The sequence below is a fragment of the Ruegeria sp. CDSC054 genome (assembly GCF_059610645.1).
In genome coordinates this window covers 53,438-76,540 of sequence record NZ_JBXWOA010000011.1, presented here as the reverse complement: position 1 = coordinate 76,540, position 23,103 = coordinate 53,438, and the positions used below count along the sequence as shown (strand labels likewise).

22 protein-coding genes and 1 pseudogene are annotated in these 23,103 nt (G+C 57.4%); 14 read left to right on the top strand and 9 right to left on the bottom strand.

From position 1 onward, the window contains the following. Positions 1–182: 182 nt before the first annotated feature. From rpsA to AC2FGC_RS18245, 7 genes are all read left to right on the top strand, one after another. Entirely contained in the window at positions 183–1,859 is a 1,677-nt protein-coding gene (gene rpsA / locus AC2FGC_RS18275) for a 30S ribosomal protein S1 (protein ID WP_496726816.1), read from the top strand. Between the two features lie 271 nt (positions 1,860–2,130). Then, complete coding sequence (ihfB, locus tag AC2FGC_RS18270) at positions 2,131–2,415, top strand: integration host factor subunit beta (protein ID WP_037310872.1); 285 nt, start codon at positions 2,131–2,133, stop codon at positions 2,413–2,415. A 7-nt stretch (positions 2,416–2,422) separates the two neighbouring features. Further along, positions 2,423–2,773, top strand: coding sequence for a lipopolysaccharide assembly protein LapA domain-containing protein (locus tag AC2FGC_RS18265; protein WP_496774739.1), 351 nt, complete (start codon positions 2,423–2,425; stop codon positions 2,771–2,773). Between the two features lie 11 nt (positions 2,774–2,784). Beyond that, positions 2,785–3,426: a phosphoribosylanthranilate isomerase gene (locus tag AC2FGC_RS18260; RefSeq protein ID WP_496726818.1), complete on the top strand. Its 642-nt coding sequence runs from the start codon at positions 2,785–2,787 to the stop codon at positions 3,424–3,426. A gap of 46 nt (positions 3,427–3,472) precedes the next feature. Beyond that, a complete protein-coding gene (locus AC2FGC_RS18255; RefSeq protein WP_496726819.1) occupies positions 3,473–3,808 on the top strand; it encodes a hypothetical protein in 336 nt (111 codons plus the stop codon). A 67-nt stretch (positions 3,809–3,875) separates the two neighbouring features. After that, on the top strand, positions 3,876–5,123 hold the full coding sequence (gene trpB, locus AC2FGC_RS18250) for a tryptophan synthase subunit beta (protein ID WP_108860968.1): 1,248 nt from the start codon (positions 3,876–3,878) through the stop codon (positions 5,121–5,123). Positions 5,124–5,149: 26 nt separating this feature from the next. After that, the gene (locus AC2FGC_RS18245) at positions 5,150–5,797 is read left to right on the top strand and encodes a class I SAM-dependent methyltransferase (RefSeq protein ID WP_496783083.1); all 648 of its coding nucleotides are present in this window, start codon (positions 5,150–5,152) and stop codon (positions 5,795–5,797) included. 31 nt (positions 5,798–5,828) lie between these two features. Here the strand turns inward: AC2FGC_RS18245 and hmuQ are convergent, their stop codons facing one another. The 9 genes and pseudogenes from hmuQ to AC2FGC_RS18200 all read right to left on the bottom strand — a co-directional run bounded on the left by hmuQ (position 5,829) and on the right by AC2FGC_RS18200 (position 14,320). Beyond that, the gene (gene hmuQ / locus AC2FGC_RS18240; RefSeq protein ID WP_496726821.1) at positions 5,829–6,149 is read right to left on the bottom strand and encodes a heme-degrading protein HmuQ; all 321 of its coding nucleotides are present in this window, start codon (positions 6,147–6,149) and stop codon (positions 5,829–5,831) included. An 84-nt stretch (positions 6,150–6,233) separates the two neighbouring features. Next, on the bottom strand, positions 6,234–6,611 hold the full coding sequence (locus tag AC2FGC_RS18235; RefSeq protein WP_496726822.1) for a DUF2237 family protein: 378 nt from the start codon (positions 6,609–6,611) through the stop codon (positions 6,234–6,236). A gap of 9 nt (positions 6,612–6,620) precedes the next feature. After that, positions 6,621–7,784 (bottom strand): serine hydrolase domain-containing protein, encoded by a 1,164-nt coding sequence (locus AC2FGC_RS18230; protein WP_496726823.1) that lies wholly within the window; start codon positions 7,782–7,784, stop codon positions 6,621–6,623. Positions 7,785–7,866: 82 nt separating this feature from the next. Next, positions 7,867–8,547 carry an aminoacyl-tRNA hydrolase gene (pth, locus tag AC2FGC_RS18225; protein WP_496726824.1) on the bottom strand — a complete coding sequence of 227 codons (681 nt, stop codon included), beginning with the start codon at positions 8,545–8,547 and terminating at the stop codon, positions 7,867–7,869. 90 nt (positions 8,548–8,637) lie between these two features. Continuing rightward, positions 8,638–10,517, bottom strand: a pseudogene (locus AC2FGC_RS18220) (DUF3604 domain-containing protein). 201 nt (positions 10,518–10,718) lie between these two features. Next, positions 10,719–11,375 (bottom strand): 50S ribosomal protein L25/general stress protein Ctc, encoded by a 657-nt coding sequence (locus tag AC2FGC_RS18215; RefSeq protein WP_496726825.1) that lies wholly within the window; start codon positions 11,373–11,375, stop codon positions 10,719–10,721. A gap of 267 nt (positions 11,376–11,642) precedes the next feature. Beyond that, the gene (locus AC2FGC_RS18210) at positions 11,643–12,809 is read right to left on the bottom strand and encodes an alpha-hydroxy acid oxidase (RefSeq protein WP_496726826.1); all 1,167 of its coding nucleotides are present in this window, start codon (positions 12,807–12,809) and stop codon (positions 11,643–11,645) included. A 154-nt stretch (positions 12,810–12,963) separates the two neighbouring features. Further along, positions 12,964–13,755 carry a tryptophan synthase subunit alpha gene (gene trpA / locus AC2FGC_RS18205; RefSeq protein ID WP_496726827.1) on the bottom strand — a complete coding sequence of 264 codons (792 nt, stop codon included), beginning with the start codon at positions 13,753–13,755 and terminating at the stop codon, positions 12,964–12,966. Between the two features lie 79 nt (positions 13,756–13,834). Further along, on the bottom strand, positions 13,835–14,320 hold the full coding sequence (locus tag AC2FGC_RS18200) for an acyloxyacyl hydrolase (RefSeq protein WP_496726828.1): 486 nt from the start codon (positions 14,318–14,320) through the stop codon (positions 13,835–13,837). Between the two features lie 198 nt (positions 14,321–14,518). Here AC2FGC_RS18200 and ychF point away from each other — a divergent pair, with 198 nt between their 5' ends. The 7 genes from ychF (at position 14,519) to AC2FGC_RS18165 (ending at position 23,093) form a co-directional block, all read left to right on the top strand. Then, positions 14,519–15,616 carry a redox-regulated ATPase YchF gene (gene ychF / locus AC2FGC_RS18195; protein WP_496726829.1) on the top strand — a complete coding sequence of 366 codons (1,098 nt, stop codon included), beginning with the start codon at positions 14,519–14,521 and terminating at the stop codon, positions 15,614–15,616. Between the two features lie 7 nt (positions 15,617–15,623). Beyond that, the gene (locus AC2FGC_RS18190) at positions 15,624–16,133 is read left to right on the top strand and encodes a GNAT family N-acetyltransferase (protein WP_496726830.1); all 510 of its coding nucleotides are present in this window, start codon (positions 15,624–15,626) and stop codon (positions 16,131–16,133) included. A gap of 69 nt (positions 16,134–16,202) precedes the next feature. Next, entirely contained in the window at positions 16,203–17,084 is an 882-nt protein-coding gene (locus AC2FGC_RS18185) for a LysR family transcriptional regulator (RefSeq protein WP_109312573.1), read from the top strand. Between the two features lie 85 nt (positions 17,085–17,169). Further along, positions 17,170–18,873, top strand: coding sequence for an NAD(P)H-dependent oxidoreductase subunit E (locus tag AC2FGC_RS18180; RefSeq protein WP_496726831.1), 1,704 nt, complete (start codon positions 17,170–17,172; stop codon positions 18,871–18,873). Positions 18,874–18,886: 13 nt separating this feature from the next. Next, on the top strand, positions 18,887–21,670 hold the full coding sequence (fdhF, locus tag AC2FGC_RS18175) for a formate dehydrogenase subunit alpha (protein ID WP_496726832.1): 2,784 nt from the start codon (positions 18,887–18,889) through the stop codon (positions 21,668–21,670). Positions 21,671–21,781: 111 nt separating this feature from the next. Then, positions 21,782–22,588, top strand: a complete 807-nt coding sequence (locus AC2FGC_RS18170) for a cyclase family protein (RefSeq protein WP_496726833.1) — start codon at positions 21,782–21,784, stop codon at positions 22,586–22,588. After that, entirely contained in the window at positions 22,572–23,093 is a 522-nt protein-coding gene (locus AC2FGC_RS18165; RefSeq protein WP_496726834.1) for a thioesterase family protein, read from the top strand. The genes AC2FGC_RS18170 and AC2FGC_RS18165 overlap by 17 nt, the downstream gene beginning before the upstream one ends. Positions 23,094–23,103 lie beyond the last annotated feature (10 nt).

Here is a 23,103-nt window from a genome sequence, read left to right as displayed (position 1 = left end):
CGCTGTCAACACAAGGGCGGTCAACGTCCGGATGACGTTACTGAGCAGGGCCGGGTCACCTCGGCCCTTTGTGTTTGTTTGCTCAGTGGCGCACCGGGTCACGTCCGATGACACCATGAAACAAGACCGGCGGAGACAACCGCTCGGCCAGTAAAAACGTATGTAAAGGAAAACACTGCCAGATGGCTGATACAACCATGGAGGAATTCGAAGCCCTCCTGAACGAAAGCTTCGAAATGGACACGCCCGAAGAGGGTTCTGTTGTCAAAGGCAAGGTTCTGGCGATCGAAGCCGGCCAAGCCATCATCGACGTTGGCTACAAAATGGAAGGCCGCGTTGATCTGAAAGAATTCGCGAATCCCGGCGAAGCTCCTGAAATCGCAGTTGGTGACGAGGTAGAAGTCTACCTGCGCGCCGCAGAGAACGCCCGTGGCGAAGCTGTCATCTCGCGCGAGATGGCCCGCCGTGAAGAGGCATGGGACCGTCTGGAAAAAGCATATGCCGACGACCAGCGCGTCGAAGGTGCAATCTTTGGTCGCGTCAAAGGTGGCTTCACCGTCGATCTGGGTGGCGCAGTTGCGTTCCTGCCCGGCTCGCAGGTTGACGTTCGCCCCGTGCGCGACGCCGGCCCGCTGATGGGTCTGAAGCAGCCGTTCCAGATTCTGAAAATGGACCGCCGCCGTGGCAACATCGTTGTTTCGCGTCGCGCTATCCTGGAAGAATCGCGTGCCGAACAGCGTGCCGAAGTCATTGGCAACCTGACCGAAGGTCAGACCGTCGAAGGCGTGGTCAAGAACATCACCGAATACGGTGCATTTGTTGACCTGGGCGGCGTTGACGGCCTGCTGCACGTCACCGACATGGCATGGCGCCGTGTGAACCACCCGTCCGAGATCCTGACGATCGGCGAAACCATCAAGGTTCAGGTCATCAAGATCAACAAAGAGACCCACCGCATCAGCCTGGGCATGAAGCAGCTGCAGGAAGATCCATGGGATCTGGTTGCTGCCAAGTACCCGCTGGGCTCGGTCCATCAGGGTCGCGTCACCAACATCACCGACTACGGCGCGTTCGTCGAGCTGGAAGCCGGTGTCGAAGGTCTGGTGCACGTGTCCGAGATGTCCTGGACCAAGAAAAACGTCCACCCCGGCAAGATCGTTTCGACCAGCCAGGAAGTCGACGTCATGGTTCTGGAAATCGACGGCGCCAAGCGTCGTGTGTCTCTGGGCCTGAAGCAGACCATGCGCAACCCGTGGGAAGTGTTTGCAGAAACACACCCCGAGGGCACCGAGGTCGAAGGCGAAGTCAAGAACATCACCGAATTCGGTCTGTTCATTGGCCTCGAAGGCGACATCGACGGCATGGTTCACCTGTCCGACCTGTCGTGGGACGAACGTGGCGAAGACGCGATCCAGAACTACCGCAAAGGCGACATGGTTTCGGCCGTTGTCTCGGAAGTTGATGTTGAGAAAGAGCGTATCTCGCTGTCGATCAAAGCCCTGGGCGGTGACAAGTTCGCCGAAGCCGTGGGCGGCGTGAAGCGTGGCTCGATCATCACCGTTGGGGTCACCGCGATCGAAGATGGCGGCATCGAGGTGGAATACGAAGGCATGAAGTCCTTCATCCGCCGTTCCGACCTGTCGCGTGACCGTGCAGAGCAGCGCCCCGAGCGTTTCTCGGTCAGCGACAAGATCGACGTCCGCGTCACCAACGTCGACAGCAAGACACGTCGTCTGGGTCTGTCGATCAAGGCACGTGAGATCGCCGAAGAGAAAGAGGCCGTGGAACAGTACGGTTCTTCCGACTCGGGCGCATCGCTGGGCGACATCTTGGGTGCAGCGCTGAAATCCGGCGACTAAGCTCAGGCTGGATTTTCAGCCGAATTTACGGCCCCGTGCAGACGCGCGGGGCCGTTTTTGTTGCGAATCAATATGTTCCGAATTTTGGGCTTATTGCGGCTGTCGTTCACGCTTTAGGAGTGGATTTTGCCTCAACAAGCAAAAAATCGCGCGACTTTGCTGTAAAATGAATGCTTTGCACACAGAGTTTACGTTCCCCCGATCACGGTTTTTTCCTATACTGTCCAGAAGTATAGACATGGTTAACCGGTCGCCTGGGAGGGTAACACTCATGATCCGTTCAGAACTGATTCAGAAAATCGCCGACGAAAACCCACATCTCTATCAGCGTGATGTCGAGCGGATTGTGAATACCGTGTTCGAAGAAGTGACAGATGCCATGGCGCGTGGCGACCGTGTGGAACTGCGCGGCTTCGGTGCGTTCTCGGTCAAACAACGGGACGCGCGTGTTGGCCGCAATCCTCGTACGGGTGAGACCGTGCAGGTCGAAGAAAAATGTGTTCCATTCTTTAAAACTGGCAAGTTGCTAAGGGACCGATTGAACGGTAAAGCCTGACACCATGATGCGTTACCTTCGATATGCTTTCCTGGCGATCCTCGGGATCGTTCTTGTGTCGATCTCGCTGGCCAATCGCCAGATGGTCGAGTTGAAACTGATGCCGGATGCCTTGGCCGAACTGCTGGGTTTCAACCTCGCGACGACCCTGCCTTTGTTCCTTGTGGTGCTGGGCGGCGTTGTAGCCGGGTTGATCATCGGGTTCCTGTGGGAATGGCTGCGCGAGCACAAACACCGCCGCGACGCCTCGACCAAGACCGGAGAGGTGCGCAAGCTTGAGCGCGAGGTCAAAAAGCTCAAGAAAAAGCAGAATGAGGGCAAGGACGACGTTCTGGCTCTGCTGGACGAAGCCAGCTAAGGCACCTTTATATGACCGATGTAGCTGTAAAAATCTGCGGGCTAACCGCACCCGATCACGTGCGCGCTGCGGCTGATGCCGGTGCACGCTACGTCGGCTTTGTCTTTTTCTCAAAATCGCCACGGCATCTGGACCTTGATGCCGCGGCAGGGCTGTCGCAGCTTGTTCCTGCAGGCGTGGCCAAGGTCGCGCTGACCGTGAATGCGACGGACGAAGAACTGGACCGTATCGTCGCACGCGTGCCCTTGGACATGTTGCAATTGCATGGAAAGGAAACACCCCAGCGGGTTTCAGAAGTACGCGACAGGTTTGGCCTGCCGGTAATGAAGGCAATCGGCATCGCCGAGGCTGAGGATCTGAGCGCGATTGATCTGTATTCTGAAGTGGCTGATCAATTGCTGATCGACGCGAAGCCGCCGCGCACCTCCGAACTGCCGGGCGGCAACGGGCTTGCCTTTGACTGGAGATTGCTCGCAGGCCGGAAATACTGGCGAAAGCCGTGGATGCTGGCCGGCGGACTGACGCCGGACAACGTCGCCGAGGCGATCCGTATGACCGGCGCAAAACAGGTTGATGTGTCTTCCGGCGTCGAAAGTTCGCCCGGAGTTAAAGACTCCATTAAGATTTCTGAATTCGTTTCCGCCGCCCATTGATCTGCTTGCTGACCTCCCCCGTATATAACGTCGGGGAGGAACAAAGATGCTTGCGGCGATTGGCGGGGTTACCCTGAACCATTGGTACAACGCGCCAGAGTTCTTTTGGCGTGCGGGACAGGCATTGAAGCAGGCGCGCGGAGACCCATTATGCGAGTATGCGCAGATGTTCCCTCACGGTGGGCTCTACTTTTCACTCAGTGTTTGGCAAGACGCCGAGGCCATGCTGACATTTGCCCATTCGGGACCACACAGGCGCGTTCTTGCGGTGTCAGACCGGTTGTCCATCACGCACGAGTTCCACCATTTCTCATGCATCGCGGTGCCGACCGAAGAGCAGGCCCTGCGGATCTGGAAGCATCGATACAGGCCCACAAAATGATGCGTTTTGCCATGGCAAAACCTGTCAACACCTCCTATGAACAACGGGTACGACGAGGGAGACACCCATGGCCAACGATCTATTCAATTCCTTCATGTCCGGTCCCGACGAACAGGGCCGCTTTGGCATCTTCGGCGGACGGTTTGTCAGCGAAACGCTGATGCCGCTGATTCTGTCGCTGGAAGAGGAATATGAGAAGGCCAAGGATGATCCGACTTTCTGGGCTGAAATGGACGATCTGTGGGCGAACTACGTGGGTCGCCCCTCGCCGCTGTACTACGCGGAACGCCTGACTGAGCACCTGGGCGGCGCGAAGATCTATCTCAAGCGCGATGAGCTGAACCACACCGGCGCACACAAGATCAACAATGTTCTGGGCCAGATCATTCTGGCGCGGCGCATGGGTAAAACCCGAATTATTGCGGAAACCGGGGCAGGGCAACACGGCGTGGCCACCGCCACCGTCTGCGCCAAGTTTGGCCTTAAGTGTGTGGTCTACATGGGCGCGCATGACGTACAGCGTCAAGCGCCCAACGTGTTCCGTATGCGTTTGCTGGGTGCCGAAGTGATTCCGGTGACGAGCGGCAGAGGCACGCTGAAAGACGCGATGAACGACGCGCTACGTGACTGGGTGACCAATGTGCGCGACACGTTCTACTGCATCGGCACTGTGGCGGGCCCGCACCCGTATCCGGCGATGGTGCGTGACTTCCAGTCGATCATCGGCAAGGAAGCTAAGGAGCAGATGCAAAAGGCCGAAGGCCGATTGCCCGATACGCTTATCGCCGCCATCGGCGGTGGGTCGAATGCGATGGGTCTGTTCTACCCGTTCCTTGACGACAAGAGCGTCAACATCATCGGTGTTGAGGCGGGCGGCAAAGGTGTGAACGAAAAGATGGAGCATTGCGCTTCGCTGACCGGCGGTCGCCCTGGTGTGCTGCACGGTAATCGCACGTACCTGCTGCAGGATGATGACGGCCAGATCCTTGAAGGCTATTCGATCTCGGCCGGTCTGGATTACCCCGGCATCGGGCCTGAGCATTCCTGGCTGAATGACATCGGTCGCGCGAACTATGTCTCGATCACCGACAAAGAGGCGCTGGAAGCGTTCCAGCTGTGCTGTGCAACCGAAGGCATTATCCCCGCGTTGGAACCCAGCCACGCGCTGGCACATGTTATGAAGATCGCGCCAGAGCTGCCCAAGGATCACCTGATCTGCATGAACATGTGCGGGCGCGGCGATAAGGACGTTCAGACTGTGGCCAAATACCTGAACTTCGACATGTCCGATACCGAAGGACGTACGGCTGGCTAACTATCGCCCGGGGCTTTGAGTCCCGGGTGTTTCATGCCACGCTGGTGGGCATGCAGGACGCGTCCAGTTCAGATAGACTCGATCAAAAATACGATGCCGCGGCACCCGGCTGGGCGGATAAAATGCCTTTGCTGGGCTATTTCGACGCCTATCTGGGATTTCTGTCGACTGGTTCAGCAGATGATTTAGGCCGGAACGGGCTGGATGTCGGGTGCGGGACCGGCGCTTTTGCCGAGGCACGTGCAGTCATTCAACCCAAAGGTAGGGTCACTCTACTCGAGCCATCCGGGAAAATGCTGAAACAGGCCGAGGGTGCATTGGCCCAAAGGGGCGTTACGACCCAGACTGCCCGATCACGGTTGGAGAAATTTCACCCAGCCGAGCCATTTGATTGCATTCTCGCCGCCCATGTCCTTGAACATTGCAGCGACCCCACCGATGCCCTACACCACATGCGCAGGCAGGCCACGCCAGCGGCAAAGCTATGGCTGGTCGTTAGCAAACCGCACTGGTGCAACGCGATTATCTGGCTTCAATGGCGTCACCGGTCCTACAGGCCGCAACAGGTGGCCAAGATGCTAAAGGATGCGGGGTGGCTGCTGGAGGCGGAGCACAGTTTTCCAACTGGTCCGCCCTCGCGCACATCGCGTGGCTATCTGGCGCGCGCCGTGTAAACATCAATCCGGTGTTGGCGACATGGATTGATCAGTTCTGATGCAAAACCGTTTCGAACCCCTCGAACTGAGGTGGGCCCACAAGAGCCGACTGCGTCTTGCCGTTGCCAGCGTTTTTGTGCGCATCCCGGAATTGTTGGGACTTGGTCCAGGCTTCGAAATCGCTGCGACTGTCCCAGATCACATGGCTGGAATACAGCCGATATCCGTCGCCTTCGGGGCCTTTCAGAAGGCGAAACTCCTGAAACCCTTGCAGTTCTTTCAAGCGGCTTTCGCGGTCTTTCCAAACGGATTCGAAATCGGCTTCGCTGCCCAAACGGACTTTGAAGCGGTTTATGGCGATAAAGCTCATAGCCTACCTCGTTTTTAACGGTTTTGCGCTTGCTAAACAAAGTGTCGGCTGGCGGGTTTCTTTGATGTGTTTTTGTCCCCGAGGTCAATCGGGTTTCGCGGCGTATTCGCGTAAGATTCCAATAGGGACGATGTCCAGCGCCCGCTGATGCGTGGCCTCAAGGTCGGCCTGGGGCGCGCAGCCCTCGTCATGGGCCTGCAGGAAACGCCCGGCACAAAGGCACCATTTGTCACCGGGTTTGAGACCGGGAAAGTCGAATTCAGGGCGCGGTGTGCTCAGGTCATTGCCGACATATTTGGAATAGGCCAAAAACTCGGCCGTCATGACCGCGCAGACCGTGTGACTGCCCTGATCTTCGGCGCAGGTGTTACAGGCCCCGTCCCGAAAAAACCCGGTCTGTGGATCGCGGGAGCAGGGGGCAAGGACGCCCCCCAGAACGTTTATGCTGTCCAGTTTTTGCATGAGCACACCTTACAGGCTTTGAGCGATCGTGCGGAACATTTCTATGTTCGCCTCGTTGACACCATCGTCGCGGAAATTGCGATCAGCCCCGGTTGCGACGATAACAACACCGCGCGGTTGGTCGAAATAGATGTACTGGCCATATACGCCACGGGCCAGAAACTCACCTTCATGCGCGCCAAGGGGGATCCACCACTGATAGCCATAGCCGATCTCTCCGGCCTTGGTGGGGGCGCTTGGAAAAACGGATTCCGCAATCCAATCGGCGGGTACAATCTGCTGACCGTTATGCTCGCCGTTTTGCAGGATCATCTGTCCAAACCGGGCAAAGTCGCGAGTGGTGAAGTTCAACCCGCCCAGGACGAAAGCCACGCCGGCACCATCGGTGACATAGTAACCGTCGCGTTCAAGGCCCAGAGGTTCAATGATCTTTTCGGTCAGCAAATCAGCCACAGATCGGTCCGTCGCACCGCGAACAATCATGCCGATAACGTGGGTGTCGATCGAGACATATTGCCATGTCTCGCCGGGCTCGACGAACGTTTCGTTCAGCGAGGCGGCAAAGTCATCCAGCTCTCCACCCAGGGCGACGACGCGACCCATTCGGTTGATGTCGGAGTTGTAGTCCAGATAGTCCTCGTCGAAGGTCACACCGCTGGCCATGTTCAGAACATTGCGGATCGTTGCGCCGTCATAAGCGGTGCCCTGCAGTTTCGGGGCGTATTTGACCACCGGATCGTCCAGCGAGTCGATGGCGCCTTCGGCCATCAGGATGCCGAACAGGGCGGACAGATAGCTTTTGGCGACCGACCAGGATATCCGGCGATCCTCGGGGGCGGTCCCCAAATAGTATTCTTCGAACCTGATCTGCCCGTCCTGCATCACCAGCAAAGAGGTTACGGCCCGGTCTTCGACCCATTTGTCCGTGCCCTCGGGCAGGTCAAAACCGGGGCCGTAGGGCAGTTCGAATGTCGCACCTTCCCCCCTTGGCAGGTCGACAGTCAGGAAGGCGTCATCCATGTGAGAGAAGTTGTAAATGATCTTTTCTTCGGAAAACAAAGAGTTCACTGCCATCAGGCGCTGAATCTCTTCGCGCTTCCAAACGCCAACGACCACCGCTGCCAGCACCAACATCAAAACGATGCGCAGCACCCATTTCATCAGGGTTCGCATATGTTACCTCCCGCTTTTGGTGTGCATTGGAGCGCGGACTGGCGCAGTTCGCAATTGAGACGTAGCGGCACCATCGTTGGCCTTACTTGAACTTGTCCATCAGTTTTTGCATGGCGGACCTGGTGTCCGCCTCGGGTTCAGGCGTAGCTGCAGCGACCGATTTCGAGGAGGCCGCAGCGGTTTTTGATGACCGTGGCGGTGCGGTGCGCAATGCGACCGCGTTCATGAATCTGCCACCATCGCCATCTGCCAAATGACCGGCACCGTCGGAAACCCCCCGCAAGACGTCTTCCAGCCAATCCGAATCTGCCTTGGCAAAGTCACTCAGGACATAAGGCGAGACCAGTTCTTTGCGGCCCGGATGCCCAATGCCCAGACGAACTCGATCATAGGCCGGGCTGATATGGTCATGGATCGACCGCAGACCGTTATGCCCGGCGTGACCTCCACCTGCTTTCGCACGCACCTTACCGGGCGCAAGATCCAGCTCGTCGTGAAAAACGGTCACATCTGTCGAGTCCAGCTTATAGAAGCGCATGGCCTCACCCACGGATTGACCCGAGCGGTTCATGAAGGTTTGTGGCTTGATCAGCAGCACCTTTTCCGAGCCCAACCGCCCCTCGGCGATTTCTGCCTGGAACTTTGATTTCCACGGGCCGAAACCGTGATCGTCGGCAATCCTGTCCAGTGCCATGAACCCGATATTGTGCCGGTTCCGGGCGTATTTCTGCCCCGGATTTCCCAGTCCGACAAAAAGTTTCATGACTCTGCTCTGCGCCTCCTAGTAGGACTTGCCCCTCATGCCCCGAAATGGATCGAAAATCCAGTGATGGCAAGGTGCAAAAGACGAGCTTCAGCCTTTGGGCGTGTACCAGATCGGAGAGGTATAGGCGCGTTCGGTTGTGGTCATCGGCACGTCGGCATCCATCTGGACGTTGAACCTTTTGGCCTCATAGGCCGTCCAGCGCGGCGTCGGGATTTCGATGACGCGGACATAGTAGAAGGCCCGCTGCGACGGGTCGAAATCCGGGTCCTGCCAATAGGTGATCAATTCCGGTGCACCAATTGTGTTGGTCCAAGTCGCGTTTCCCACATCGACCGTGTTCCCGACCAAAGGCAATTTTCCGTCTGCGTCGGGCACACGATCTCCGCCCCATGCCACGTCATAGACCTTTTCTCCGCGCGTCCCGTCTGCGTTCAGCCACCCTTTGATGACCTGTACACGGTCGAGATTGCCGCTATAGGGGTCTTTCAGCGCTGCGATCAGGAAATTCGGTGCACCGTCGCCGGTTCTGGCGGGTAGATCCGAACCCATCGGTACGCCCTTAGCGTAGCCAAGATCGGCAGGCAGGCGAGACAGAGCATCTTCTTCTGCAAAATCCCAGCCGCCGAAGAACCGCACCAGCATACGCGAACCGGTGGTGCCGTAGACTTCGCGCCGCTCGAGCGCGTCAAAGATCGCCTCGCGGGTATTCTCCATGGCCCAAACAGCAGCATATCCACCCGAGGCCTGTTTCCAGCCATAGATTGAGAACTCGGGGTCGGGGGCTTCGATAACCAAATGTTCCCAGCGGTTTGGCTCCGGTTCCACGCCGGAATGCTTGCCAAAGAAGTTCTCCTCTTCCACGGCTGCCATGCCAGTATGCGCGTCAGTCGAACCAATCTGACCGACCTTGTAGGGGTTGATGCCCAGTTGTTCTTCCAGCATCAGACCGGTTTTGTAAGCCTCGCGGGAATACTCGTATTGCAACATGTCCTGAGTTTTGGCTTCGGTCCCGTTCAGGTTTGACGCGTCCCACGTGTCAAAATCCGCGAATTCGTCATCGGGCTGAGAAACGGATGCGCTTCACTGTCACCTTTGATCTGCGTAGTTTCGATGACCGGTTCGAACCGTGCACGCAGGCGCGCGTTTTCTTCCGATAAGGGCGTCCCGTCAAAGTTCGAAACTGAAAACAAGCGACCATTGGACAGGTTGCCATTATGGGGAATTGCAAGCACGTCACCGCCTGTCCGATCCTCATAGTCGGCCAGGTGTGCCCATAGGTCTTCAGGGTTCTTACTGTCGAATTGCGAGAACGGAAGTACCTGATTGGCGTTGGCCGCAGCATCCCGGAAGATCACGTTGCGGTGGATGTTGTCTCCGCCCTCAGACGTCCACTCGTAACCGATTAGAGCGGTAAAGACGCCGGGCTCGTTGTACTGGTCCGCAAGGGCCGTATAGTTCTGCCAAGCGTCCTTGATGGCTTTGGGATTGTCGATCGGGGGCTCATTCCCGGACAACGACGCCACGATTTCCATAGCGGTGGCAAAGACAATGTCGTTGTCGTTGCTGGTAAGCGCGTCGTACCAGGCTTTGCCTTGCGGGGTCGACAGAACATTCTGATCCCCGCCAAGTAACTGGGGCATTAGCCCATACATTTCGGCATGGTCCGAGACTACAAGCCAATCCAGTGGTTGGGAAAGCTTTGCCTGCAATCCATGCGTCGTAGTGACTTCGTGGCCTCGCGCGAACCGAAACGCGTCCTCTTGGCTAAGACGGGTCATGGTTCCGGCGTCAACGGACACCTGGGTATGAAGATGTGTGTCACCCCAAAGCGGTCGGGTCGGAAAGTTTCTACCGGCATATGGCGAGAAATGATCAGACGTGAAACGTTCAGCAACGTCATCCTTACTGGGCAGAGTGTCCTGCACTTGCGCAGTGACCGAAGATCCGAAACCGACGCTGACGGCCATTGAAATTAGGGCTGGTAGAAAATTTGATTGGGGTCTCATGATCGCGTGCTACGCTGAACTATTCGATGAGCTGGTGGCATTCCAATTGGGCCACTGGCAGCGAACTTAGCACAGTCTGCGATCAAATGCGAAAATGTGCATTTGAAAAAAACGGGGCTCCGATGGAACCCCGTTTCATTTCCAGTACAGTTAAGCCTGAACTTACTCTTCGGCTTCCTGACCGACGACTTCAACTTCGTCTGCGGCCACTTCACCTTCTTCACCCTCTTCGTCGTCGCTTGTCGACAAACCAGTCGGTGCCGAGATGTTCGCGATCACGAAGTCACGGTCGATTGTCGGCTTGGTGCCTTCGGGCAGGTCGACCGACGAAATGGTGGCAACGTCGTTGATGTTCATGCCGGTCACGTCAACAGTGATCTTCTCAGGAATATCACCAGCGGTGCACAGCAGTTCGACTTCCGGACGGACAACCGTCAAAACGCCGCCCTTTTTGATGCCGGGTGCTTCTTCCTCGTTGATGAACTCAACCGGGATGAACAGCGCGATCTTAGTGGTCCGACGCAGGCGCATCAGATCCAGGTGGGTCGGAAGGTCTTTGACGACGTCACGCTGAACGTCGCGGCAGATGACGCGAACGTCTTCCTGGCCTTCAACTTTCAGGTTCCACAGGGTCGACTTGAACCGGCCAGCTTTCAGGCGCTTGAACAGTTCGTTGAACGGGATCTGAATCGGCAGCGGTTCTTTGTCGCCACCAAATACAATGCCCGGAACCATGCCGTCGCGGCGTGCCTGACGAGCGGCGCCCTTGCCTGTCCCCGTCCGTTCCAGAGCTACGAGATCAGGAATCTCTCCAGCCATGATAATTCTCCAATGTTAGGGCGGGCATCCTCCAAGGCTGTATGCCCGCGTGAAGCCGCGTCCTTAGCTTGAATTGTCAGGTTTGAAAAGGGGTTTTTAGCGGTCTTCATACTTTGCGAGGCTCTGCCTCGCGCTCCGGGATATTTGGGGCCAGATGAAGATCGGATCCCCTGCTTCATCTGGCAGAAAATATCCCGGGGGAATCGCAGCTTGCTGCGGTGGGGGCAGAGCCCCCTTTAACAAGGTTTGCTGGAAGGTCTTGCGAGATCAGGCTTGCCATCGGCCGCCGAAATCCTCGGGGATCAGCAGGTTGTGACGACCCAGACTGCTCACATCCCGCTCGCCGCACAGGGCCATCGTGGTGTCCAGCTCTTTGTGGATAATGTCCAGCGCAGTCGTGACACCTTGTTGGCCCATCGCACCCAGCCCATAGACAAAAGCGCGACCGATGTAAGTGCCCTTGGCCCCAAGTGCCAGCGCTTTGAGAACGTCCTGCCCGGACCGGATGCCGCTGTCCAGATGGACTTCGACGTCACCACCAACTGCGTCCATGATTTCAGGCAAAACACGGATCGAACTGAGCGCTCCATCCAACTGTCGCCCGCCGTGGTTTGAAACAACGATGGCATCTGCGCCCAGTTTAGCTGCCATCCTGGCGTCCTCGGCATCCAGAATGCCCTTCAGGATCACCTTGCCGCCCCACTGTTCCATCAGCTTTTCGACCTTCTTCCAGTCGAGGCTGGGGTCGAATTGTTCTGCCGTCCACGCGCCCAACGATGAGGCGTCAGAGACGCCCTCGGCATGGCCAACGATATTGCCAAATTCGCGCCGATGTGCACCCAGCATTTCGATCCCCCAAGCCCATTTGGTCATGAGGTTTGCAATTGTCTTGGCGGTCAGTTTCGGCGGCGCGGACAAGCCATTTTTCAAATCCTTGTGGCGCTGCCCCAGAATTTGCAGGTCCAAGGTGATGACCAATGCCGAACATTTGGCATCCTTGGCGCGCTGGATCAGGCGACCGACGTAATCCTGATCCTTCATTGCATAAAGCTGAAACCAAAAGGGTTTGCTTGTATGCCCTGCGACATCCTCGATCGAGTTGATCGACATGGTTGACAGGGTGAAGGGCACGCCGAATTCCTCGGCAGCCTTTGCGGCCTTCATCTCACCGTCCGCGTGCTGCATGCCTGTCAGGCCAACGGGGGCCAGAGCCACCGGCATCGCAACATCCTGTCCGATCATCTGCGATGCGGTCGAGCGCCTGTCCATGTCCACGGCGACCCGCTGGCGCAGCCTGATATCTTCGAAATCCGAGCTGTTCTCGCGGAAGGTTTGTTCGGTCCAGCTGCCGCTTTCGGCGTAGTCGAAAAACATGCGTGGCACGCGCCGTTCGTAGATGCGTTTCAGGTCTTCGATATTGGTAATAACGGGCATATTTTTCGGCCTTCGCAGGATTGGTTCTTTTTGTTTACCAACCATTTGAGGCCCTCGCAACGCCGAGACTTTGCGATGCGACGCCATGTATTCCGGGCAAGAAAAAAACGCGGCCGGACAGGGCCGACCGCGTTGAAAATTGATCAGGTCTCGATCAGGCTGAGTGTGCGCCGTCAGCCAGAGATTTCACGAAATCCAATACTTCGCCGGTGGGCTTGCCCGCAGCGATCTGGCTGACGATAGCAGAGCCGACCACTGCACCATCAGCAACAGTTGCGATTGCCTGTGATTTTTCAGGTGTATTGATTCCGAACCCGACGATCACTGGTAAATCGGTTGCGGATTTGATGCGGGCGACCTCGGGGCCAACATTTGTAGCTTGGGCTTCGGCCGCACCGGTAATGCCGGTGATTGACACGTAATACACAAAACCCGATGTGTTCTGCAGAACGCGCGGCAGGCGTTTGTCATCGGTTGTTGGCGTGGCCAGACGGATAAAGTTCAGACCTGCAGCTTGTGCGGGCAGGCATAGCTCTTCATCTTCTTCTGGTGGCAGGTCGACGACGATCAGACCGTCAATGCCGACCTCTTTGGCATCTGCAAGGAACTTATCGACGCCGCGGTTATAGATCGGGTTGTAGTAGCCCATCAGCACAATCGGAGTGGTATCGTCGGTCTCGCGGAAGGCGCGGGCCAGATCCAAGGTTCGCTGCAAGGTCATTCCACCGTCCAGTGCGCGTTGACCGGCGGCTTGGATCGTCGGGCCGTCTGCCATTGGATCGGTAAAGGGCAGGCCCAGTTCGATGACATCGACACCTGCGCCGGGCAGGCCCTTTACGATCTCAAGCGAAGTCTCAAAATCTGGGTCTCCGGCCATGATGTAGGCGACGAACGCCTTCTTTCCCTGTTCTTTCAGAGAGGCGAACTTGGCGTCGATACGGGTCATAAGCTGTCCTTGCAATCAGGTTCAGACCTGATGTGCAGAAACTTTGAAAAGAAATCAATCCCGGTTCGCTGCGAAGCCCCTAGAACGCAAGGTGGTATCGCAGCAGCACAGAATTGACGCCCGGGTTTTCCTGTTGCGTGCTTGCATTCGATTTATGCGTAATCGCAAGAGAGACTTTGTTGCCGCTGTTCAGCGTATAACCGACGCCCAACAGGCTGCGGATCTGGAAACTGCCGCCGAGGTCGTTCAGTTCCTCTGATTCAGAGAAATAGCCGGGCATGACGCTGCCCTCTACGAACCAGCGTTCCGCGAAGCTATATGTACCGATAAGGCCAGCGCCCACATGGACGTCACCGGCTTCGTCCACGGTCAGCGCACCGCCCCATGTCGCGGACAGGCGCGTTGCCTCGTAGAAAGGGCGATGATGGTATTCGACCGAAAAGGCGGCCTGGTCTTTTGCGTCACTTTCGGAAAAATCTGCATATCCGGCACCGAAGACAACTGATTGTGCGTGTGCGGAGGTCGTGGCGAAAAGAACCCCAAGGGCAAGAACGAAAGATCTCATGTCAGCATTCACTATTCAATTTTTCTAGATTGCTAATTGGTGATTCTAGTGCTCTCGTTTCAATGTGCGCAAGCGCACAAAGCCGTGACAATCAATTGTGTTGTCAAAACGCTCTTGCGTACCTAATGCGCCCGCTGGCTTGCGCATTGTGCCCGACCTGCATAGAAGCTGCGCTCGAATGCTATGCAGGAGGCCGTCATGGGCTTTAAAATGGGAATCGTGGGTCTGCCGAATGTGGGTAAGTCGACCCTCTTCAATGCGCTGACCAAAACCGCAGCTGCGCAGGCGGCGAATTTCCCGTTCTGCACGATCGAACCCAATGTGGGCGATGTGGCCGTCCCCGACGACCGGCTGGACAAGCTGGCCACTATCGCAAGCTCCAAGCAAATCATTCCGACGCGCATGACCTTTGTGGATATTGCGGGTCTGGTGAAGGGTGCCTCGAAAGGTGAAGGGCTGGGCAACCAGTTTCTGGCGAACATCCGTGAAACCGACGCCATTGCCCACGTGCTGCGCTGTTTCGAAGATGGCGATGTGACCCACGTGGACGGCCGCGTTGATCCTGTGGCCGATGCCGACACCATCGAGACCGAACTGATGCTGGCCGATCTGGAGAGCATCGAAAAGCGCCGCGCCAATCTGGTGCGCAAGCTGAAAGGCAATGACAAAGAGGCGCAGCAGCAGGAACGCTTGCTGGCCGAGGCGCAAGCGATGCTGGAAAACGGCAAACCCGCGCGTCTGGTCGAAGTTTCCGACGAAGACGCCAAAGCATGGACGATGCTGCAGCTGCTGACCACAAAACCGGTTCTCTATGTTTGCAACGTGTCCGAAGAAGAAGCGGCCGACGGCAATGAATACTCCGCCAAAGTGGCTAAAATGGCCGCTGCTCAAGGCAATTCACACGTCATCATCAGTGCCAAGATCGAAGAAGAGATCAGCCTTCTGGAAGAAGACGAGGCACAGATGTTCCTGGAAGAAATGGGTCTGGAAGAGCCCGGCCTCGACCGTCTGATCCGTGCCGGCTATGACCTGCTCAAGCTGGAAACCTATTTCACCGTTGGCCCGAAAGAGGCCCGCGCCTGGACCATTCGCACGGGCACCGCCGCGCCGCAGGCCGCTGGTGTGATCCATGGGGATTTCGAAAAAGGTTTCATTCGCGCTGAGACGATCGCCTATGACGACTATATCGCTGCCAATGGTGAACAAGGCGCAAAGGAAGCAGGCAAGATGCGGGCCGAGGGTAAGGGCTACATCGTCAAAGACGGCGATGTGATGCACTTTTTGTTCAATACCTGAGTGCCGATTGACCCTGCGTGAAGCGGACCATTCAGATGCGTCAAGCATCGCTGCGATCTCGATTGAAGTCTGGATTGGCACCTATCTCAAACGCGGGGTTAGCGGTTTTTTCGCGGATTACGCGCTGACCGAGTTCACGCCAGCGCGTATCGGTGCCCTGATCAGCGATCCGGAAGAGTTCATTCTGGTGTCGAATAATACACAGGGGATCGACGGGTTCATTCGCGTCTCTCCGGTCTGTGATGCCCCTGTCGTGGGGTGGTCGGGTATGGAAATTTCGACGTTCTATGTTCAGCCGCGTCATCACGGCAAAGGGATCGGCACGCGCCTGCTTGCGGCAGCGCTGACGCATTGCCGAGAGAAACGGGCCGATTCCGTCTGGTTGACCACCAATGCAGAAAACGATCCGGCCATCGCCTTCTATCTGGCCAATGGGTTTGTACAGATTGGCGAGACCCAGTTCCGGATTGCAGACCAGGGCTATCTCAACAATGTCTATGCCTTGTCTTTGACCTGAACGCATCGCTTTCCCCCAACGTAAAAGCCGCTAATCTGGGTTTCTGGCCTCACCTTGGGATACCGAAACATGATCGAAATCCGCGACCTGCAATTGCTTAGCGCCTTGGCCCGGCATCGCCATTTTGCCAAAGCGGCCGAGGAATGCGGAATTTCTCAGCCAGCGTTTTCCATGCGTATTCGGAATCTCGAGGACCGGCTGGGTGTCTCAATCGTGCGCCGCGCCAACAGGTTTCAGGGCCTGACTGAAGAAGGCGAGATGATCGTCCAGCGCGCGCGGCGCATTCTGGATGAGACAAAGGCGCTGGAACAGCAGGTTCTGGCCTCGAAGGGAGAGATTACCGGGACACTCAAACTGGGTGTAATCCCAACCGCGATTGCCTTTACCGGACGGCTGATCAAGCGGCTGCATCAGGCGCATCCGCGCGTTGTCACACGGATCGAAACCATGTCGGCCTCGTCCATTCAGCACCGGTTGGATGAGGGTAGTCTGGATGCGGGTATCACTTATGGCGACAGCATTGGCACCGACTTGCGGCAGGTTCAGCCGTTGTACGAAGAGACTTACGTGCTGTTGATACCGTCGCATATGACCGAAGAAACCGGGCCGATCCCGTGGACACAGGTCGCCGAGTTTCCACTCAGCCTGCTTGAGCCGCAGATGCAGAATCGTCGCATACTGGACCGCATCTTCGCTGAGCAGGGTCTCCACCCCCAAGTGGTCGCTGAAACCAGTGGCTTTACTGCCTCAATGGTCATGGCGCGTGAAGGGCTGGCAGCCACAGTTGTCCCCCGCGTTCTGGTGCGTGCGCTGGGTGATCTTAAGGGGACGCGTGTGCTGCCTCTGGTCGATCCTGTTGTAAGTAAACCGATTTGTCTGGCCACCTTAAGCCGAGACCCGGAATTGCCGACGGTCGGGGCTTTGCGCGCTGTTGTGACGTCTTTGCGGTGATAAGGTGTCGTTATCGTGCGATAGCGATAAGCGATTTGACGATATACTATTCTGATGAGACACGGAGCCTTAATCGGAGGGCATCATGGCACCATTAGATACCAAGCCATCAGGCGCACCCAAGGGCGTCTGGAAGTCAGGTAAAGGCAAAGGGCGGCATACGCCCAAAGGCCGTCAGTTCACGGATGAGGCGCAGGCCGAGATTGCGCGCCTACTGGGCGACCGCCCGCGTCGTCGCGATCTGTTGATCGAATTCCTGCATTTGATCCAGGATGAGCACGGCCATATCAGCGCCGACCATATCGCCGCGCTGGCGGTTGAGATGCGGATCGGTCAGGCCGAGATCTATGAGACCGCGACGTTTTATGCCCATTTCGACGTGGTGAAAGAAGGCGAGGTGCCGCCGCCTGCGTTGACGATCCGTGTCTGTGACTCTCTCTCCTGCGAAATGGCCGGTGCCCAGCAGTTGCAGAAGGCGCTGGAAGATGGCTTGGATGTATCCGAAGTGCGTGTGGTGCGCGCGCCTTGCATGGGGCGTTGCGATACGGCCCCGGTGCTTGAGATTGGTCACAACCACATCGATCATGCGACCCCTGAAAAGGTGCAGGCCGCAATTGCCGCCGGTGATACTCACGCCCATCTGCCCGATTACGAAACCTTTGGTGCCTATGCGGCAAACGGTGGCTACGCCAAGCTGAAAGAGCTGCGCGAGAGCGGCGACTGGGAGAAAGTACAAGAAGACGTTCTGTCCTCAGGCCTGCGCGGTCTGGGTGGTGCTGGCTTCCCGTCCGGCAAGAAATGGGGCTTTGTTCGCATGAACGAAGGCACCCGCTATCTGGCCGTGAACGGTGACGAGGGCGAACCCGGCACGTTCAAGGACCGTTACTATCTGGAGCGCACGCCGCATGTCTTCCTCGAGGGCATGCTGATCGCCGCTTGGGCGGTCGAGGCAGAGACCTGCTTTATCTACATGCGTGATGAATACCCGGCGGTGCTGGAAATCCTCGCCCGCGAGATCGCTGCGTTGGAAGAGGCCGGGATCGTTGAGCCGGGTTACATCGACCTGCGCCGGGGTGCTGGCGCTTACATCTGCGGTGAAGAATCCGCGATGATCGAGTCGATCGAGGGCAAGAAGGGCCTGCCGCGTCACCGTCCTCCGTTTGTGGCGCAGGTTGGGGTCTTTAATCGTCCGACATTGGTGCACAATGTCGAGACGCTGTATTGGGTTTCTAAAATCTGCCGCGAAGGTCCGCAGATTCTGAGTTCCGTAGAAAAGAATGGCCGTAAGGGTCTGCGCAGCTACTCAATCTCGGGTCGCGTAGCCAAGCCGGGTGTTTACCTGTTGCCGGCGGGTTCTACCATTCTCGATGTGATCGAGGCCGCCGGTGGTATGACTGAAGGCCACGTGTTCAAGGCATATCAACCGGGCGGGCCGTCTTCGGGTCTGCTGCCTGCATCCATCGATGACGTCCCGCTGGACTTTGACACGCTGCAGCCGCTGGGCACCTTCATCGGGTCCGCCGCCGTGGTGGTTCTCTCCGATCAGGACACCGCACGTGATGCGGCACTGAACATGCTGCGCTTCTTCGAGGATGAAAGCTGCGGCCAGTGCACGCCCTGCCGGGCAGGCTGCGAAAAGGCCGTGAAGCTGATGCAGGCCGACAAGTGGGATCAGGACCTGCTGGAAGACCTGTGCCAGGTCTTGGGCGATGCCTCGATCTGCGGTCTGGGGCAGGCGGCCCCGAACCCGATCCGCCTGGTCATGAAACATTTCGCTGACGAAATCTGAGGGAGACAGAGCCATGCTTGATGCAAGCCCAACCAAGACCGTCACCTTCAACCTGAACGGCGATGATGTCACCGTGCCCGAGGGCTGGACCATCTGGGAAGCCGCCAAGGGGCAGGGGTTCACCATTCCGCACTTATGTCACAAGCCTCAACCCGGCTATAAACCGGATGGCAACTGTCGCGCCTGTATGGTCGAGGTGGAGGGCGAGCGCACTCTGGTCGCCTCGTGCATCCGTCCGGCTGCGGACGGAATGGTGGTAATAACCGATAGCGAACGGGCCGAGAAATCGCGCGCCATGGTTATGGAATTGCTGGTCGCCGACCAACCCGAAGAGGCGCACGATAAATCCAGCCATTTCTGGGATATGGCCAAGCTGAACGATGTCAGCGACAGCCGTTTCCCGGCGAAAGAGGCCGACAAAATACCGTTGCTAGATGACAGCCACGTTGCGATGCGCGTCAATCTGGATGCGTGCATTAACTGCAACCTCTGCGTCCGTGCTTGTCGCGACGTGCAGGTGAATGACGTGATCGGCATGGCCGGTCGTGGACACACCGCGCAGGTGGTGTTTGACCAGAACGACCCGATGGGGGATTCGACCTGTGTGGCCTGTGGCGAATGTGTTCAGGCCTGCCCGACTGGTGCGCTGATGCCAGCCACTGTGTTGGACGAAAAGCAGCAGGGCGACAGCAAAGACTACGATTCCGAGACCGAAAGCGTCTGCCCGTTCTGCGGCGTCGGCTGTAAGGTCTCGCTGAAGGTCAAGGACGGCAAGGTCAAGTATGTCGAAGGCATTAACGGCCCGGCAAACGAAGGCCGCTTGTGTGTCAAAGGTCGCTTTGGCTTTGACTATATCCACCACCCACACCGCCTGACCAAACCTCTGATCCGGCGTGAGGATGCGCCTGAGAAGGGCCTGAACGTCGATCCGGGTAATCTGTCGACCCATTTCCGCGAGGCGACTTGGGAAGAGGCAATGGATCTGGCAGCCTCCAAACTGAAGGCGCTGCGTGATCAAGATCCGCGCAACGTCGCTGGCTTTGGTTCGGCCAAATGCACCAACGAAGAAGCTTATCTTTTCCAGAAGTTCATTCGTCAGGGCTTCAAGCACAACAACGTCGACCACTGCACCCGTCTGTGCCATGCCTCGTCCGTGGCGGCGCTGATCGAGAACGTGGGCTCAGGCGCGGTGACCGCCACCTTTAACGAGGTCGAGAACTCGGATGTGGTTATCATCATCGGCGCGAACCCGATTGAGAACCACCCCGTGGCAGCAACATACTTCAAGCAGTTCACCAAGCGCGGTGGCAAGCTGATCGTGATGGACCCGCGCGGCGTCGGTATGCGCAAGTTCGCGGACGAGATGCTGCAGTTCCGTCCGGGTGCTGATGTCTCGATGCTCAACGCGATCATGAACGTGATCGTCGAGGAAGAGCTGTACGACAGCCAGTACATCCACCGCTGGACCGAGAACTGGGAAGCCGAAAAAGAGCATCTGCGCGCCTTCACGCCCGAGGCAATGGCGCCCATTTGTGGCATTGAGCCAGAACAGCTGCGCCGTGTCGCGCGTACCTTCGCGCAGGCCAAGGCTGGTCTGATCTTCTGGGGTATGGGCGTCAGTCAGCACATTCACGGCACCGATAACTCGCGATGCCTGATCTCGCTGGCATTGATGACCGGCAATGTTGGAAAACCCGGCGCGGGTCTGCACCCGCTGCGTGGCCAGAACAACGTGCAGGGCGCGTCTGACGCGGGTCTGATCCCGATGTTCCTGCCGGATTATCAGTCGGTTATGGATGACGGCATTCGAGCCAAGTTCAACAACGTCTGGAACTCGGACGACTTCTCTAACGAGAAGGGCCTGACCGTGACCGAGATCATCGATCAGGCCTATGCGGGTAACATCAAGGGCATGTATATTCAGGGTGAAAACCCGGCTATGTCCGACCCTGATGTCGGTCACGCACGGGAAGCGTTGGCCAAGCTGGAACTGATGATTGTGCAGGATATCTTCCTGACCGAAACGGCCAACTATGCCGACATCATCCTGCCCGCCTCGGCGCTGTATGAAAAGAACGGCACCGTGTCGAACACCAACCGTCAGGTTCAGCGTGTGCGTCCGGCTGTGGCACCTCCGGGTGAGGCGCGTGAGGACTGGAAAATCACCGTTGAGCTGGCGCAGCGGATCGGTCTGAACTGGGATTACACGGATGTGTCTCAGGTCTTTGCCGAGATGAAGCTGACCATGGCGTCACTCGACAACATCACCTGGGAGCGGCTTGAGACCGAGACGATCACCTATCCGTCGCTCAGTGAAACCGATCCGGGACAGGCGATCGTGTTCGGTGATGGCTTCCCGCGGACAGACGGACGGGCCAAGTTCACCCCGGCCAGTGTCATTCCGCCGGATGAAGCGCCGGATGAGGAATACCCGATGATTGCAACAACCGGCCGTCAGCTGGAACACTGGCACACCGGGTCGATGACCCGCCGGTCCAACGTTCTGGATGCTGTGGAACCGGAAGCAAACTGTTCGATGAACCCGCGCCAGCTGAAACTGATGGGGATCGAGCCGGGCGAAATGATCCGTCTCACCACGCGGCGCGGCTCGATCGAAATCATGGTTCGAGCCGACCGGGCGATCGCCGAAGATATGGTGTTCATTCCGTTCGCCTATGTCGAGGCGGCAGCGAATATCCTAACCAACTCGGCCATCGATCCGTACGGCAAGATCCCCGAGTTCAAGTTCTCGGCCATTCGCGTCGAAAAGATCGAAGACGCCATCGCGGCGGAGTAAATCCGTCACATACAGTATTGGAAGGGCGGCCCATTGGGTCGCCTTTTTCTTTCCTTGACAGCAGCTTACCTGCGGCCAACCCTGTCACCGTTCTTGGTGGAGGAGATTTACATGGCACGCCGTTTCGTCGATTTATCCGTTCCGTTGGAAACCGGGATTGTGTCCGATCCGCCGATCATGCTGCCGGAAATCGAATATCTGGCCCATGACCAGACCGCCGAACAAGTCATGTCCTTCTTTCCGGGCCTGCAGAAAGATGATCTGCCCGGCGGCGAGGGCTGGGCCATCGAACGCCTTAAGATCGCCACGCACAATGGCACCCATCTGGACGCGCCCTACCATCATCACTCGACCATGAACAAAGGCGAGCGCGCGATCACCATTGACGAGGTGCCGCTGGAATGGTGCATGAACCCCGGCGTGAAACTGGATTTTCGCCATTTCGACGATGGTTATGTGGCGACCGCCGCCGATGTCGAAGCCGAGTTGAAACGGATTGGTCACGAATTGCAGCCGTTGGATATCGTCGTCGTGAATACCTCGGCCGGCACGCGTTATGGGCATCCGGACTATCTGGCCAAAGGATGCGGCATAGGGCGCGAGGCAACGCTGTATCTGACTAAACGCGGGGTGCGCGTGACAGGAACCGACGCCTGGAGCTGGGACGCACCGTTTCCCTTGACCGCTCAGGAGTATGCTGAGACGCAAGATGCATCGATTATTTGGGAAGGGCACCGGGCCTCGATGGAGGTTGGCTATTGTCACATGGAAAAACTGACGAACCTTGAAACCTTGCCGCCAACTGGGTTCGAGATTTCCTGTTTCCCCTTCAAGATAAAAGGGGCCTCAGCCGGATTTATCCGCGCGGTCGCAATCTTTGAGACCCAAGAAGGAGCACTTGATGCAACTGACGCCTGAAACGCTGGCCGGGCATGACGGACCTTATGATGCCCCGCTTGAATTCCGTTGGTTCAAGGCGCGCCCCGAGTGGATTGACTATAACGGTCACATGAACGTGGGCTACTACGGCGTCGCCTTCGACAATGCGCTGGAGCTGTTGATGGTAGATCACCTTGGGTTGGGTGAGGCGCAGGTCAATGCGATGGGGCAGGGGCCCTATATTTTGCAATCCCACATGAATTTCCTGCGCGAAATACTTGAGGGTGAGGCCTTTAGCATCCGGTTTCGGATGCTGGACGCAGATCACAAACGCGGCCACTATTTCGCACAGATGGTGTCTGAAAAAGACGGTACTATCTGCGCCACTCAGGAAGCGTTGTTCATGAATGTCAGCCATACGACCGGCCGGTCGGTTCCCTATCCGGACTGGGCCGTCGCGCGTCTTCAGAGCATGGTGAGGGATCATGCGGCGATCGACCCGGCCCCAGAGGTCGGACACCCGATCGGCATCCGCAGAAAGTGAACTGAGGCCT

Coding starts and splice junctions, on each gene's coding strand:
- AC2FGC_RS18215 (WP_496726825.1), bottom strand. CDS start 11,375: ATGGCTGGAGAGATTCCTGATCTCGTAGCTCTGGAACGGACGGGGACA.
- ihfB (WP_037310872.1), top strand. CDS start 2,131: ATGATCCGTTCAGAACTGATTCAGAAAATCGCCGACGAAAACCCACAT.
- AC2FGC_RS18230 (WP_496726823.1), bottom strand. CDS start 7,784: ATGCGAACCCTGATGAAATGGGTGCTGCGCATCGTTTTGATGTTGGTG.
- trpA (WP_496726827.1), bottom strand. CDS start 13,755: ATGACCCGTATCGACGCCAAGTTCGCCTCTCTGAAAGAACAGGGAAAG.
- pth (WP_496726824.1), bottom strand. CDS start 8,547: ATGAAACTTTTTGTCGGACTGGGAAATCCGGGGCAGAAATACGCCCGG.
- AC2FGC_RS18180 (WP_496726831.1), top strand. CDS start 17,170: ATGGCACCATTAGATACCAAGCCATCAGGCGCACCCAAGGGCGTCTGG.
- fdhF (WP_496726832.1), top strand. CDS start 18,887: ATGCTTGATGCAAGCCCAACCAAGACCGTCACCTTCAACCTGAACGGC.
- trpB (WP_108860968.1), top strand. CDS start 3,876: ATGGCCAACGATCTATTCAATTCCTTCATGTCCGGTCCCGACGAACAG.
- AC2FGC_RS18265 (WP_496774739.1), top strand. CDS start 2,423: ATGCGTTACCTTCGATATGCTTTCCTGGCGATCCTCGGGATCGTTCTT.
- AC2FGC_RS18200 (WP_496726828.1), bottom strand. CDS start 14,320: ATGAGATCTTTCGTTCTTGCCCTTGGGGTTCTTTTCGCCACGACCTCC.
- AC2FGC_RS18185 (WP_109312573.1), top strand. CDS start 16,203: ATGATCGAAATCCGCGACCTGCAATTGCTTAGCGCCTTGGCCCGGCAT.
- rpsA (WP_496726816.1), top strand. CDS start 183: ATGGCTGATACAACCATGGAGGAATTCGAAGCCCTCCTGAACGAAAGC.
- hmuQ (WP_496726821.1), bottom strand. CDS start 6,149: ATGAGCTTTATCGCCATAAACCGCTTCAAAGTCCGTTTGGGCAGCGAA.
- AC2FGC_RS18235 (WP_496726822.1), bottom strand. CDS start 6,611: ATGCAAAAACTGGACAGCATAAACGTTCTGGGGGGCGTCCTTGCCCCC.
- AC2FGC_RS18210 (WP_496726826.1), bottom strand. CDS start 12,809: ATGCCCGTTATTACCAATATCGAAGACCTGAAACGCATCTACGAACGG.
- ychF (WP_496726829.1), top strand. CDS start 14,519: ATGGGCTTTAAAATGGGAATCGTGGGTCTGCCGAATGTGGGTAAGTCG.
- AC2FGC_RS18255 (WP_496726819.1), top strand. CDS start 3,473: ATGCTTGCGGCGATTGGCGGGGTTACCCTGAACCATTGGTACAACGCG.
- AC2FGC_RS18170 (WP_496726833.1), top strand. CDS start 21,782: ATGGCACGCCGTTTCGTCGATTTATCCGTTCCGTTGGAAACCGGGATT.
- AC2FGC_RS18165 (WP_496726834.1), top strand. CDS start 22,572: ATGCAACTGACGCCTGAAACGCTGGCCGGGCATGACGGACCTTATGAT.
- AC2FGC_RS18260 (WP_496726818.1), top strand. CDS start 2,785: ATGACCGATGTAGCTGTAAAAATCTGCGGGCTAACCGCACCCGATCAC.